Here is a 13,060-nt window from a genome sequence, read left to right as displayed (position 1 = left end):
TTTCGTTTGCGGCGGGCGGTCCCAGGGGGAGCGCCGCCGTTGGGGCGTCTCATTCCAACCGGTTCCTTCAATGATCAACAGCCTGCTTACCCGCGTCTTCGGCAGTCGTAACGAACGCCAGCTGCGCCAGCTCAACCGCATCGTCGCCAAGATCAATGCGTTGGAGCCGGACATCGAAAAGCTCTCCGACGAGCAGCTCAAGGCCAAGACCCCGGAGTTCAAGCAGCGCATTGCCGACGGCGAAGCCCTGGACAAGGTGCTGCCGGAAGCCTTCGCGGTCTGCCGCGAAGCCAGCCGCCGCGTGCTCGGCATGCGCCACTACGACGTCCAGCTGATCGGCGGCATGGTCCTGCACCTGGGCAAGATCGCCGAAATGCGCACCGGTGAAGGCAAGACCCTGGTGGCCACGCTGCCGGTGTACCTGAACGCGCTGGAAGGCAAGGGCGTGCACGTGGTCACCGTGAACGACTACCTGGCCCGCCGCGACTCCGCGCAGATGGGCAAGCTGTACAACTGGCTCGGCATGAGCGTCGGCGTGGTGTACCCGGGCATGCCGCACAGCGACAAGCGCGAAGCCTATGCCAGCGACATCACCTACGGCACCAACAACGAATTCGGCTTCGACTACCTGCGCGACAACATGGCGCTGTCGCGCGCCGACCGTTACCAGCGCGGCCTGCACTACGCCATCGTCGACGAAGTCGACTCGATCCTGATCGACGAAGCGCGTACCCCGCTGATCATCTCCGGCCCGGCCGACGATTCCCCGGAGCTGTACATCCGCGTCAACCGCGTGGTGCCCAGCCTGATCCGCCAGGAAGCCGAAGAAGGCGAGGGCGACTTCTGGGTCGACGAGAAGGGCAAGCAGGTGCACCTGTCCGAAGCGGGCATGGAGCACGCCGAACAGCTGCTGGTCGACGCCGGCATCCTCAGCGCGGAAACCGAAGGCCTGTACGCGGCGCAGAACCTGACCGTGGTCCACCACCTCAATGCCGCGCTGCGCGCGCATGCCATCTACCAGCGCGACGTCGATTACATCGTGCGCGACGGTGAAGTGGTGATCGTGGACGAATTCACCGGCCGTACCCTGGCCGGCCGCCGCTGGTCCGATGGCCTGCACCAGGCGGTGGAAGCGAAGGAAGGCGTGCCGGTCCAGCGCGAAAACCAGACCCTGGCCAGCATCACCTTCCAGAACCTGTTCCGCATGTACAAGAAGCTGTCCGGCATGACCGGTACGGCCGACACCGAAGCCTACGAATTCCAGAGCATCTACGGCCTGGAAGTGGTGGTCATCCCGACCAACCGCCCGACCATCCGCAAGGACTCGCCGGACCAGGTGTTCCTCAACCGCAACGGCAAGTTCAACGCCGTGCTGGCCGACATCCAGGAGTGCAACAAGCGCGGCCAGCCCGTGCTGGTCGGCACCACCTCGATCGAAACCTCGGAAATGCTGTCCGAGCACCTGCGCAAGGCCGGCGTGCACCACGAAGTGCTCAACGCCAAGCAGCACGACCGCGAAGCGACCATCATCGCCAACGCCGGCATGCCCGGCGCCGTGACCATCGCCACCAACATGGCCGGTCGCGGTACCGACATCGTGCTGGGCGGTTCGCATGAAGCGGAGCTGCACGCGCTGGGCGAAGACGCCACTGCCGAGCAGCGCGCCAAGGTCAAGGCCGACTGGCAGGTCCGCCACGACCAGGTCAAGGCCGCCGGCGGCCTGCACATCGTGGGCACCGAGCGCCACGAATCGCGCCGTATCGACAACCAGCTGCGTGGCCGTTCCGGCCGCCAGGGCGACCCGGGTTCCTCGCGCTTCTACCTGTCGCTGGAAGACAACCTGATGCGCATCTTCGCCTCGGACTGGGTCCAGAAGGCGATGCGCATGATGGGCATGAAGGAAGACGACGTCATCGAAGACCGCCTGGTCAGCCGCCAGATCGAAAAGGCGCAGCGCAAGGTCGAAGCGCACAACTTCGACATCCGCAAGAACCTGCTGGACTTCGACGACGTCAACAACGACCAGCGCAAGGTGATCTATTCGCAGCGCGATGAACTGCTGGACGCCGAGTCGGTCAAGGACAACGTCGACGGCATCCGTGGCGACGTGATCTTCGACATCGTGGCGCGCTTCGTGCCGCCGAACTCGATCGACGAACAGTGGGACCTGCCGGGCCTGGAAGCCACCCTGGCCTCGGACCTGGGCGTGCAGATGGACGTCACCGGCCTGCTCAAGCAGCACGAAGAGCTCGACGCCGAAGCGATCGCCAACAAGGTGCAGGCGCGCGTGGACGAGCACTTCGAGCAGAAGGAAGCCGGCGTCGGCGAAGAGACCATGCGCGCGCTGGAAAAGCACGTCATGCTGACCGTGCTGGACCAGAGCTGGAAGGAGCACCTGGCCCGCATGGACTACCTGCGCCAGGGCATCTACCTGCGCGGTTACGCGCAGAAGCAGCCCAAGCAGGAGTACAAGAAGGAAGCCTTCGAGCTGTTCTCGGAAATGCTGGAGAACGTCAAGCGCGAAGTGGTGACCCTGCTGGCGCGCGTGCGCATCCGCAGCGAAGAAGAAGTGGCGGCGCTGGAAGCGGCCGAACGCCAGCAGGCCGAAGCCCGCCTGCTGCAGTCGCAGTTCCAGCACCAGAACATGGGTGGCTACGGCGCCGACGAAGAAGCGGCGGACGTGGAAGCGCAGCGCAACGGCGTGGCCCAGGTCTCGCGCGACGAGCCCAAGGTAGGCCGCAATGATCCATGCCCCTGCGGCAGTGGCAAGAAGTACAAGCACTGCCACGGCCAGCTGACCTGATGAAAAAGCCCCGCGAAAGCGGGGTTTTTTTTGGGGAGGATGCGGCAGTTCTGTGAGCTGTACCGCGAAACGACATGTTTCAGAGAAAACTGACACGCAGTGGTGGTGCATCCCCACGAGCGTGTCAGATGCGACCGACGGGCTCGACTGCGACATCCAACTATCGTTGCAGCCCCTGTTGCGAGCGCGTTGCATTCGCGACAGGGCGGCGCGCCATCGCGCGTTTTCCCTGAGTCGCCATCCATGGAGCTTCATGAACAGGATTTATCGCCTGGTGTTCAACCACGCCACGGGCCAGATGCAGGTTGCATCCGAACTCACCTCCACCCATTCCTCCTCCGCAACGGCCAGCGGCAGCGTCCGCCGTCGTTCACAGCTCAGTGCCGCCATGCTGGTCGCGTTGGGCCTGTCGGCTGCATCGTTGCCGTCCGCATTCGCGGCGGTGCATGACTTCAACTCCGACGAAACGGTCACAGACGGCCGCGTCTACGCCGACGGCTTCCGAATCGGGGCCAGCGGCAAAGTGCTGATCGAGGCCCTCAACGGCGGCACGCTGACCTCCAACGACCTTGTCTCCCTTGGCACGAACAGCGGAGGTGACGGCACGCTGCACCTCGACGGCGCCACCTCGAAACTGACCGTCAACAGTGCGTCGGTCCGCGTCGCCGAGGCAGGTCGGGGTGAGCTGCGCCTTTCCGGCGGCGCTGCCGCAACCGTGGCAGGTGGCACTGCGTCGTTCGGTCATGCCACCGACGGCTTTGGCATCGGCTCCGTCGATGGTACCGGCTCGTTGCTCAGCACGCGCCAGTTGCTGGTGGGCCGTGAGGGTGCCGGCGTGCTGGACATCAGCAACGGCGGTCGCGTGGAAACAACGTTGCCGACGCCGCTGGCAGGCACGTCGTACGGCATGATCATCGGCTCTGCAGCGTCCGGCATGGGCGTGGTCAACGTAAACACCGGTGGCGTGCTGGTGGTCAACGACAACGAGCTGCGGGTCGGTGAGGCCGGTACCGGCACGCTCAACGTCGACATGGGAAGCGTGCGCGTGGGTCGCGACCTTGTCATCGGTGCTGCCCGCAATGGCGGCGGCACGGTGGAGGTGCGCAACAGCGGCACGCTGGAAGCACAGCTTGTGAGCATTGGCGCTGCGCAGGGCGCGGCCGGCAGACTGCTGGCCAGCGGTACCGGAGCATCGGTGACGGCTGACGCCATGCGGGTGGCGGCAAACGGCAATGGCGCGCTGCGGGTAGAGCGCGGCGCCGTGGTGACGGTTACCGGCAACGTGACGGCCGAAGCTGACCAGGGCCTGCCGAGCACGGCTTCGCGCATCGGTCGCATCGAGGTGTCCGGCGCCGGCTCGCTGCTGAGCGGCGACCGGGTGATCGCCAGCACCCATCTGCTCATTGACGACGGCGGCCAGATCCAGTCCAACAGCGCGCGGATCAAGGACTCCTACAGCAGCACGGGAACCGCCACGCTCACCGGAGCGGCAAGCCGGTGGTCCAACCTTGGCGAGATGGACATCCGTACCGGCGTGGAGGTGCTCGATGGCGCCGTCATGAGCACCGATACCTTGCTGGTCTCCGGCGGCCAGAACTCGTCCACCTTCGCACTGGGCCGGGTGGATGAACAGGTACGGGTAAGTGGTGCGGGCTCGGTCATTGAAGCCAGCGGCAACATCACCGTGGGCAGCCATCTGGTTGGCGAGCCGTTCGGCATCCTCACCGTTGCCAACGGCGGCCGGATCGGCACAGGCGCCGATCTGACCATCGGTACGTTGGGCCATGTTGTCATCGGCGGGGGCATGGACACCTGGTCGGTGGCCAATGGCGGTCCCGTCTGGACCGCAGCGGAAGCCGCTGGCGAACTGGGCAGCGCGGACATCGTCATGCAGGGCGGAGCCGGCGGGCTGGTGTTCAACCACACCGGCGACATCACCCTGGCCAACACGCTGCGCAGCATCAGCGACGTCAGCGGTGCGGTCACGGCCGTGGCCGGCAATACCACGCTGTCCGGCAACCTGGCCGACTTCGGCGGCAAGGTCGTCGTACGGGGCGGCATCCTGAGCATCACCGGCGACATGTACACCGGCCAGGGCTACACCGGCGGCAGCCAGGCGCTCCAGCAGCAGATCGAGGTCTCCGGCGGAACCCTGGTGCTCAACGGAAGCTCTGGCTTCAACGAGACCATCAACTACGGCAGCACTACGGGTGTGGTCCGCAGCTCCAATGTGCTGGTACGCGACGGCGGCGTCCTTGCCGGCAACGCCACGGTCGGCAGGACCGAGGTGTTCAATGGTGGCGTGTTGTCGCCGGGCAATGCGGGCGTGGGTACGCTCACGATCGATGGCGACCTGTACATCAACGCGGCGGGCGCGGTGCCAGCCAGTGTCGCGCAGAAGGCGTTCTACGACGTGGACCTGCTGGGCAACGGCCAGGCCGATTTCGTCAAGGTCAGTGGCAAGGCGTACATTGGCCATGGTGCCGGGATTGCCGGCAGCACCGGCGCTACCGGCGTGCGCGTGACCGGCCTGGATCCGCTGGCCAGTTACCAGAACGGCCACAGCTACACGATCCTCAATGCCGCCGAAGGCCTCAATGGCGGCTTCGATGACGTCATCTCCAATTCTGCCTTCATCACCCCGACGCTGACCCAGACCGGCAACGACGTGCTGCTGACCATCGCGGTGAATACGCCGGTGGCGCCGGTTGATCCGGTGACTCCGGTTGACCCCGTCACCCCCGTTGATCCGGTCACGCCGGTGGACCCGGTAACTCCGGTCGATCCCGGCTTCCCGGGCACGCCGGGCGTGACCCCGCCGATCGTGTTCGGTGCGGTCGCGGTCACCGGCAACCATCGCGCCACCGCAGCGGCACTGGACTCGCTGCAGCAGTCCGGCGACGCGCTGGCGCTGTACAACGGCCTGCTGATGCTGGACGAAGCCAGTGCCCTGGCTGCCTTCGACGACCTCGCCGGCGAACTGCACGCCAGCAAGCGCGCGCTGCTGCTCGACGACCGCTTCCTGCGTGAAGGCATTTCGCAGCGCCTGCGTCCGGATCCGAGCGCCAAGCGCGAGGGTTCCGCTGTATGGGTGGCCGGCAGCGGCGCCTCCAAGCGCAGCGACGGCGACGGCAATGCCGCGCGTACCCAGGACCACCGCCAGGGTCTGATCGCCGGCTATGACTGGACCTTCGGCGAGCGCTGGACGGTTGGCGTCGCCGGCGGCCCGGAATCGCTGCGACAGCAGATCAAAGCCCGCAACGCGATCACCGAGGTCGATGCCGTGCACGGCGGCCTGTATGCCGGTTTCCGTGGCGAACAGGCCTGGATCAACGGTGGCGCCAGCTATGCCGATTACGAGGTGGAGACCCGCCGCGACATCGGTGCCGGCACGTCGTGGGCGCAGGCCCTGGACAGCCGCCATGACGCGCACGCCGTTTCGGCGTTCGCCGAGGGCGGTTGGGACCTGCAGTTCGACTCGCTGACCCTGAGCCCGTATCTGGCCCTGGCTTACACCCGCCTGTCCAGCGAGGCCGCTACCGAGACCGGCGGCACCGCCGCCTTGTCGGTGGCGTCCAGCAAGGACGAGGTGTGGACTACCACAGCCGGGATCCGCGCCTCGTGGGACATCAGTGGCGGCCAGCAGGATGGGGCCCGCTTCGAAGCCGGCCTGGCCTGGCAGAACGCGGCCGGCGAACTGCGCGCGGACTCGCGCAATCGGTTCGTAGCCGGCAGCGACAGCTTCACCGTGCAGGGCCTGCCGCTGGCCCGCAACGTGGGTATCGCCGAGGTCGGGGTGTCGCTCAACACCTCCGACAACAGCCGCCTGTCGATGTTCGCGCAGGGGCGTGCGGGCGATGGCCAGCGCGAAGTGGGGGCCCAGCTGAACTGGAACGTGGCGTTCTGACCGGACCCGCGACCTGAAGTACCGGAGGGCCCCGAAAGGGGCTCTTCGTCTGTCTGGCATTGCGCAGGCCGGCCCGGATTGGGCATCCTCACCCCATGCCATCCCCCAGACGATCGATCCATGTCGTGGCTGCCGTCATCACCGATGCCCGCGGCCGCATCCTGCTAAACCGTCGCACCGAGAACCGCGACATGGCCGGCCTGTGGGAATTCCCCGGCGGCAAGCGCGAGACCGGCGAGAGCTCCGAGCAGGCGCTGGTCCGCGAGCTGCGCGAAGAGCTGGGGATCGAAGCCGAGATCGGCGACTGGATCATGGACGTGCCCCAGGCCTACCCGGACAAGCACCTGCGCCTGGAAGTACGACATGTGCGCAGCTGGAAGGGCTCCCCGCGCGGCCGCGAGGGCCAGGCGATCACCTGGGTGGCCCCGGACAAGCTGTCGCGCTACTCCATGCCCCCCGCCGACCTGCCGGTGGTGGCCGCGCTGCGCCACCCGGACCGCTACCTGATCACCCCCGAGCCGGACACCGACGAGGACGCCGCCCACCAGGACTGGTACGCGCGCCTGGCGCGCGCGCTCGACGCCGGGGTCCGCCGGGTGCAGCTGCGCACCCCGACCAGCCCGGCCCGCATCCAGCTGGCCGAACAGGCGGTGTCACGCCACCGCAGCGGCGTGCAGTGGCTGCTCAACCGCGACATCGAGCTGGCCCGCCGGCTGGGCGTGGGCGTGCACCTGAGCGGCGAGCAGCTGCTGCAGCTGGAGGCGCGGCCGTTGCCCACCGACCAGCTGGTGGCCGCCTCCTGCCACGACCTGCCGCAGCTGCAGGCCGCGCAGCGGCTGGGCTGCGACTTCGCCGTGCTCGGCCCGGTCCAGGCCACCTCCAGCCACCCGGACACCGCCCCGATCGGCTGGGAAGCGTTCGAAACCCTGCGCGCCCAGGTATCGCTACCGATCTACGCCCTCGGCGGCCTGCATCCCGATGACATCACCCAGGCCCGCCGCCACGGCGCCCAGGGCATCGCGTCCATCAGCGCCCTATGGCCAACATGACCGCCGCGTAGCGACACGCCACGCGTGTCCCAAGGGGTGCCGAACTACAACGTAATCCAGAAACACCCATACGCCCGCCGCAACCCGAACACGGTCCGTGCAGGCGTCGCACTGTTCCCCAACGTCTGCTCCAGCCGCAGTCCAATGGGGCGCGGCCGCGAAACCGGCGCCACCGCCGCCACCGCCTCGGCCAGGCTCGCATTCGGATCCACCGGCACCGGCGCCGGCACTGCCGCCACCTCCGGATACACCGGCGCGATGTCGATCAACGGCCGCTGCACCACCGACTCCAACCGCCCGATGATGCTGTTGGCGGTGGCATCGGAAACACTGCCCCACAGGTAGATCGAGGACAGGCGGTTGACGTCCTGCTGGCTCACCGCATCGCGGATCTGCCCGGTCAACTCGCTCAGCCGGCGCGCGCAACCGGCACGGTAGATCCCGGTGTTGCCCACCGAAGCCGCCCGCGGCGGCATTCGTGCACTGGCGCCCAGCGAATCGCAGCTGCGGTCGGTGAACACCGTCTCGCCCTGCGCGGTGGTGCAGCGGTTCACGCGCGGCGCCTGCGCCTGCGCCCAAGGGGCCCAGCTCAGCAGGCACAGCGACAACAGCAACGGGGCGAGCAGTTTCATTGCAGCAGCGTAGCGGCGAACGCGTTATCTGCAAGCGATTCGGCGTGGCCCGTTCAGCGGCCCAGCAACTTCAGCACCTGGGTGGTCGGCTTGGCCAGGTTGAGGGTGTAGAAATGCAGTCCCGGCGCGCCACCGGCGACCAGCCGCTCGCACAGCTGCGCCACCACCTCGGCGCCGAATGCGCGCACCGATTCGGCGTCATCGCCATAGGCCTGCATGCGCTTGCCGATCCAGCGCGGGATCTCCGCGCCGCACTGTTCGGAAAAGCGGCGCAGCTGGCTGAAGTTGGAGATCGGCATGATCCCCGGCACGATCGGCACCTGCACGCCCAGCTTGCGTACCGCGTCGACGAAGTGGAAATAGGCGTCGGCGTTGTAGAAGTACTGGGTGATGGCCGCATCCGCACCGGCGTCGATCTTGGCCTTGAAGTACTTCAGGTCGCGCAGCGCGTCGTCCGACTGCGGGTGCGTTTCCGGGTAGGCGCCGACCTCGATGTGGAACGCGTCGCCATGCTCGGCACGGATGAAGGCGATCAGCTCGCTCGCATAGCGCAGGTCGCCGGGGTGGCCCATGCCCGAGGGCAGGTCGCCGCGCAGCGCCACGATGCGCCGGCAGCCGATCGCCCGGTACAGCTTGAGCAGCTCGCGGATCTCCTCACGGCTGCCGCCGACGCAGGACAGGTGCGGGGCGGCTTCGAAGCCGTGGTGCTGCTTGAGGTGGCGCACCGTTTCAGAGGTGTAGCTCAGGGTCGAGCCGCCGGCGCCGAACGTGCAGGACACATACTCGGGCGCGTAGGAGGCCAGCTTGGCCGCCGTGCGGTCCAGCTGGGCGCGCTGTTCGTCGGTCTTGGGCGGGTAGAACTCGAAGCTGATGGCGGTCATGGGCGGCAGCGGCGGCGGGCGTGGGGTCATCATATCGCTCCATCGCGATGAATGTAAAATCGTGCGCAGCGGTTACCCTGTGCGCCTGTTTTCACGCCCCGACACCATGACCATCGTCCTTACCGACTTCGCCCGCCCCCGCCTGTTTCCGCGCGTGCCGCGCGGCAATACCATCCAGGACTGCACGGCCGAGCAGTTCCAGGCGCACCTCAACGCGCACGCGCCGTTCAAGGTGCTCGACGGCTATGCCCCGTTCTGCAAGCTGCATGTGTACGAGAACTGGACCAGCACCCGTTGCCTGACCGTCCCGGTCACCGACGCCAACCGCCACCAGCTGCGCAGCGGCTACGAGGCCCGCAACCGCGACGAGTTGCCGGTGCTGGTGCGCTGGTTCGAAGGGGTGGAATCGCCGCGCGCGAACTACCTGGTGGTGATCCTGTACAGCGCGGAGCAGCTGGCGAAGGAAGGTTCTCCGATTGCAGCCGACTGGGGCATCGTCGGGTGCATCTATACCGCCGAGCCCGAAGAAGTGCCGATGGCGCCGATCACGATGATACGCAATGCGCTGGGGGTGGAGGAGGGCGGATCCGGGGTGCCATTGGACCGCGAGGCGTACCAGCGGGCGGTGGCGTTCTGGGAGAACAATGCGAACTGGCGGCCGTAACGGTCCCGCGCATACCCGAATGGACGGGCGATCCCCCGCCGGTAGAGCCACGCCCTGCGTGGCTGCGCGGTAACGTGTCTTCGTTCGACATTGCAGCCACGCGTGAATCGCGTCCCGTATTGGCGGCAGGTTCCGCGCGCATGGCGATGCGTTCATCGTACCGGCGCCCGCCGGTCATGCGGCGCGGCGTGGCTCTACCGGCCAATGCTCACCATTCGACCACCGGTCAACGCAACCAGATCCCCCGGCGCCAACCCCACCTCCAACCCGCGCCTTCCGGCACTCACATGCATCGTCTCCAGCGCCTGCGCGCTGGCGTCGATAAAGGTGCGGTGCTTCTTCTTCTGCCCCAGCGGGCTGATCCCGCCGACCAGATACCCGGTCGCACGCTGAGCAACCGCCACATCGGCCATCTCGCACTTCCGGCAGCCGGCGGCCTCGGCCAGCGCTTTCAGGTCCAGCGTGCCGCTGACCGGCACGATCGCCACCAGCAGTTCGTGCTTCTCCGTGCTCGCGAGCAGCGTCTTGAACACCAGCGCAGGGTCCAGGCCGAGTTGCTCCGCGGCTTCACCGCCATAGGAAGCGGCATTGGCATCATGGTGATACGACAGCACGCGATGCGCGATGCCGTGCTTGCTGAGCAGATTGATGGCCGGGGTCATGACAGGGCGTGTGTTGTCGGGGTACCCGCATCGTAGCGGTGCGCGCCGGACATGACTTGACCGAAGCTATCGCGAAGGGGCTGAGCACCTCCGCAGGCGCCGTGAGGGGCCTGCGGAGGAAAAGCAACAGCAGCCCTAAGGGTTTTTGAGGCTTGCGACGCTGCCTGCGCACATCGCACTGTCGGCATTCATACCTTGTTTCTTTGCCAATGCTACCGCTTCGTCCTCTGAGGCCTGGATCGATGTCGCTGCCACCTTCCAGATGTTCTTTTCTTCGGAATACGCTGCAGGCGGGTCAACGAATTCGTTGCCATCGTAGACCGCGCAGTACATGGTCTTGGCGCCGCCTGCGGGTGCGGGTGCAGGAGCGGGCGCAGGAGCGGGCGCAGCCGCCGGCGCGGGTGCAGTCGTTGACGTCGCTGGTGCTGACGCTGCAGTGCTCGACTTGCTGGTATCAACGTCGCACTGGGCTTTGGTCAGAGTGACGGCACCCTTCTTGTAGCGGGTGGCGGCAGCCAGTGCGCCGGCCTCCGCTGCCTTCAGGTCGGCAGCCTTGATGGCGTATTTGCCGTCCGGGTTGCTGCTCGCTTCCGGTTTCTTGCCATCTGCGCCGGAAAACACCATGCACCGATACTCGACAGCATGGACGGGAGACACATACGCGGCACCGCACAGTGCAAGCAGTGCGGGAAGTACGAACTTGATATTCATGGAAATCTCCGGAGTACACCCAGATATTCCCCCGCGCGCCGATGATCCCGGGGCCGATGTGACGCCCGGGTGCAGCCCGGGTGAAAGCCCCTTAACGAAAACGGGCGCCCGAAGGCGCCCGTTGAACGTCCGGTAGTGCCGGCCGCTGGCCGGCAACCCCATCAGTAGCGGTAATGCTCCGGCTTGAACGGGCCTTCCACCGGCACGCCGATGTAGTCGGCCTGGTCCTGCGTCAGGGTGGTCAGCTTCACGCCGATCTTCTCCAGGTGCAGGCGCGCCACTTCCTCGTCCAGCTTCTTCGGAAGCAGGTACACCTTCTTCTCGTAGCTGTCCTTGTTCGCCCACAGGTCGATCTGCGCCAGGGTCTGGTTGGCGAACGAGTTGGACATCACGAAGCTCGGGTGGCCGGTCGCGCAGCCCAGGTTGACCAAGCGGCCTTCGGCCAGCAGGAAGATCGCGTTGCCGTTCGGGAACACGTACTTGTCCACCTGCGGCTTGATGTTGATGTGCTGCACGCCCGGGAAACCGACCAGCGCATCGACCTGGATCTCGTTGTCGAAGTGGCCGATGTTGCAGACGATGGCCTGGTCCTTCATCGCGCTCAGGTGTTCGATGCGGATGATGTCCTTGTTGCCGGTGGTGGTGACGTACAGGTCGGCGCGGCCCAGGGTCGACTCGATGGTGTTGACTTCAAAGCCTTCCATCGCCGCCTGCAGGGCGCAGATCGGGTCGATCTCGGTGACCACCACGCGCGCGCCGTAGGCACGCAGCGAGGCGGCGCAGCCCTTGCCCACGTCGCCGTAGCCGCAGACCACGGCAACCTTGCCGGCCAGCATCACGTCCATCGCGCGCTTCAGGCCGTCGGCCAGCGACTCGCGGCAGCCGTACAGGTTGTCGAACTTGCTCTTGGTGACCGAGTCGTTGACGTTGATCGCCGGGATCAGCAGAGTGCCGGCCTGGGCCAGCTGGTACAGGCGGTGCACGCCGGTGGTGGTTTCCTCGGAAACGCCCTTCCAGTCCTTGACCACGCGACCCCAGTAACCCGGGCGCTCCTTGGCCACGCGCTTGAGCAGGTTCTTGATGACCTGTTCTTCGTGCGAGGACGCCTTTTCGTCGACCCAGGTGCTGCCGTTCTCGAGCTCATAGCCCTTGTGGATCAGCAGGGTGACGTCGCCGCCGTCGTCGACCACCAGCTCCGGGCCGGTCAGGGTGCCGTCGGGCAGGGTGAAGGTCAGCGCGTCCAGCGTGCAGTCCCAGTATTCCTCCAGGGTCTCGCCCTTCCAGGCGAACACCGGGGTGCCCGACTTGGCGATCGCCGCGGCGGCGTGGTCCTGGGTCGAGAAGATGTTGCACGAGGCCCAGCGCACGTCGGCGCCGATGTCCTTCAGGGTTTCGATGAGCACCGCGGTCTGGATGGTCATGTGCAGCGAGCCGGTCACGCGCACGCCCTTCAGCGGCAGGGTGGCGGCGTGCTTGCGGCGGATCGACATCAGGCCCGGCATTTCGTGCTCGGCGATATCCAGTTCCTTGCGACCCCAGTCGGCCAGCGAGATATCGGCAATCTTGTAATCGCCTTCGGTGGAGAAGGTCTTGGCAACAGCGTTCATTCAAAAGCTCCGGTAATGGACGATGGAATCGTCTTCGCCGGGCGCCGTTGGAACCAGCCCTGCCACCGAGCCTGGCCGTGCGGATCGGGTCCGGCAGCGGTCGCAGCGCCCCTCGGTGGAGGGGAATGCCCAGTATATCGCGGC

At 66.6% G+C, this 13,060-nt stretch carries 9 protein-coding genes and 1 riboswitch; of the genes, 4 read left to right on the top strand and 5 right to left on the bottom strand.

Going from position 1 to position 13,060, the window contains the following annotated elements; translation table 11 throughout:
• The first annotated feature begins 70 nt into the window (after positions 1–70).
• The 3 genes from secA to HGB51_RS16420 all read left to right on the top strand — a co-directional run bounded on the left by secA (position 71) and on the right by HGB51_RS16420 (position 7,759).
• Positions 71–2,803, top strand: coding sequence for a preprotein translocase subunit SecA (gene secA, locus HGB51_RS16430; protein ID WP_171966899.1), 2,733 nt, complete (start codon positions 71–73; stop codon positions 2,801–2,803).
• 253 nt (positions 2,804–3,056) lie between these two features.
• Positions 3,057–6,710, top strand: a complete 3,654-nt coding sequence (locus HGB51_RS16425; protein WP_070208740.1) for an autotransporter domain-containing protein — start codon at positions 3,057–3,059, stop codon at positions 6,708–6,710.
• A 95-nt stretch (positions 6,711–6,805) separates the two neighbouring features.
• Positions 6,806–7,759: a Nudix family hydrolase gene (locus HGB51_RS16420; protein WP_070208739.1), complete on the top strand. Its 954-nt coding sequence runs from the start codon at positions 6,806–6,808 to the stop codon at positions 7,757–7,759.
• 44 nt (positions 7,760–7,803) lie between these two features.
• On the opposite strand, the gene HGB51_RS16415 is transcribed toward HGB51_RS16420, so the two are convergent.
• Together HGB51_RS16415 and metF are read right to left on the bottom strand one after the other, a co-directional pair.
• Positions 7,804–8,391 carry a hypothetical protein gene (locus tag HGB51_RS16415; protein ID WP_070208738.1) on the bottom strand — a complete coding sequence of 196 codons (588 nt, stop codon included), beginning with the start codon at positions 8,389–8,391 and terminating at the stop codon, positions 7,804–7,806.
• A 53-nt stretch (positions 8,392–8,444) separates the two neighbouring features.
• Positions 8,445–9,272: a methylenetetrahydrofolate reductase [NAD(P)H] gene (metF, locus tag HGB51_RS16410; protein WP_070208742.1), complete on the bottom strand. Its 828-nt coding sequence runs from the start codon at positions 9,270–9,272 to the stop codon at positions 8,445–8,447.
• 106 nt (positions 9,273–9,378) lie between these two features.
• Between metF and HGB51_RS16405 the strand changes: the two genes are divergently transcribed.
• A complete protein-coding gene (locus tag HGB51_RS16405; RefSeq protein WP_070208737.1) occupies positions 9,379–9,936 on the top strand; it encodes a DUF3228 family protein in 558 nt (185 codons plus the stop codon).
• A gap of 194 nt (positions 9,937–10,130) precedes the next feature.
• Here HGB51_RS16405 and ybaK read toward each other — a convergent pair whose 3' ends face one another.
• The 3 genes from ybaK to ahcY all read right to left on the bottom strand — a co-directional run bounded on the left by ybaK (position 10,131) and on the right by ahcY (position 12,916).
• A complete protein-coding gene (gene ybaK / locus HGB51_RS16400) occupies positions 10,131–10,598 on the bottom strand; it encodes a Cys-tRNA(Pro) deacylase (RefSeq protein WP_070208736.1) in 468 nt (155 codons plus the stop codon).
• A 135-nt stretch (positions 10,599–10,733) separates the two neighbouring features.
• Positions 10,734–11,309 carry a hypothetical protein gene (locus HGB51_RS16395; protein ID WP_070208735.1) on the bottom strand — a complete coding sequence of 192 codons (576 nt, stop codon included), beginning with the start codon at positions 11,307–11,309 and terminating at the stop codon, positions 10,734–10,736.
• Positions 11,310–11,470: 161 nt separating this feature from the next.
• A complete protein-coding gene (gene ahcY / locus HGB51_RS16390; protein WP_070208734.1) occupies positions 11,471–12,916 on the bottom strand; it encodes an adenosylhomocysteinase in 1,446 nt (481 codons plus the stop codon).
• A gap of 32 nt (positions 12,917–12,948) precedes the next feature.
• Positions 12,949–13,036, bottom strand: a riboswitch (S-adenosyl-L-homocysteine riboswitch).
• Positions 13,037–13,060: the final 24 nt, after the last annotated feature.

This window comes from Stenotrophomonas bentonitica, assembly GCF_013185915.1.
Taxonomy (GTDB): domain Bacteria; phylum Pseudomonadota; class Gammaproteobacteria; order Xanthomonadales; family Xanthomonadaceae; genus Stenotrophomonas; species Stenotrophomonas bentonitica.
The sequence above is the reverse complement of the archived record's forward strand: the minus strand, read 5'-3'. Positions and strand labels throughout refer to the sequence as shown.

What these genes read in the sequence shown, in the direction of transcription:
- HGB51_RS16395 (WP_070208735.1), bottom strand. Translation starts at nt 11,309, where the DNA reads ATGAATATCAAGTTCGTACTTCCCGCACTGCTTGCACTGTGCGGTGCC.
- ybaK (WP_070208736.1), bottom strand. Translation starts at nt 10,598, where the DNA reads ATGACCCCGGCCATCAATCTGCTCAGCAAGCACGGCATCGCGCATCGC.
- ahcY (WP_070208734.1), bottom strand. Translation starts at nt 12,916, where the DNA reads ATGAACGCTGTTGCCAAGACCTTCTCCACCGAAGGCGATTACAAGATT.
- HGB51_RS16425 (WP_070208740.1), top strand. Translation starts at nt 3,057, where the DNA reads ATGAACAGGATTTATCGCCTGGTGTTCAACCACGCCACGGGCCAGATG.
- secA (WP_171966899.1), top strand. Translation starts at nt 71, where the DNA reads ATGATCAACAGCCTGCTTACCCGCGTCTTCGGCAGTCGTAACGAACGC.
- HGB51_RS16415 (WP_070208738.1), bottom strand. Translation starts at nt 8,391, where the DNA reads ATGAAACTGCTCGCCCCGTTGCTGTTGTCGCTGTGCCTGCTGAGCTGG.
- HGB51_RS16405 (WP_070208737.1), top strand. Translation starts at nt 9,379, where the DNA reads ATGACCATCGTCCTTACCGACTTCGCCCGCCCCCGCCTGTTTCCGCGC.
- HGB51_RS16420 (WP_070208739.1), top strand. Translation starts at nt 6,806, where the DNA reads ATGCCATCCCCCAGACGATCGATCCATGTCGTGGCTGCCGTCATCACC.
- metF (WP_070208742.1), bottom strand. Translation starts at nt 9,272, where the DNA reads ATGACCGCCATCAGCTTCGAGTTCTACCCGCCCAAGACCGACGAACAG.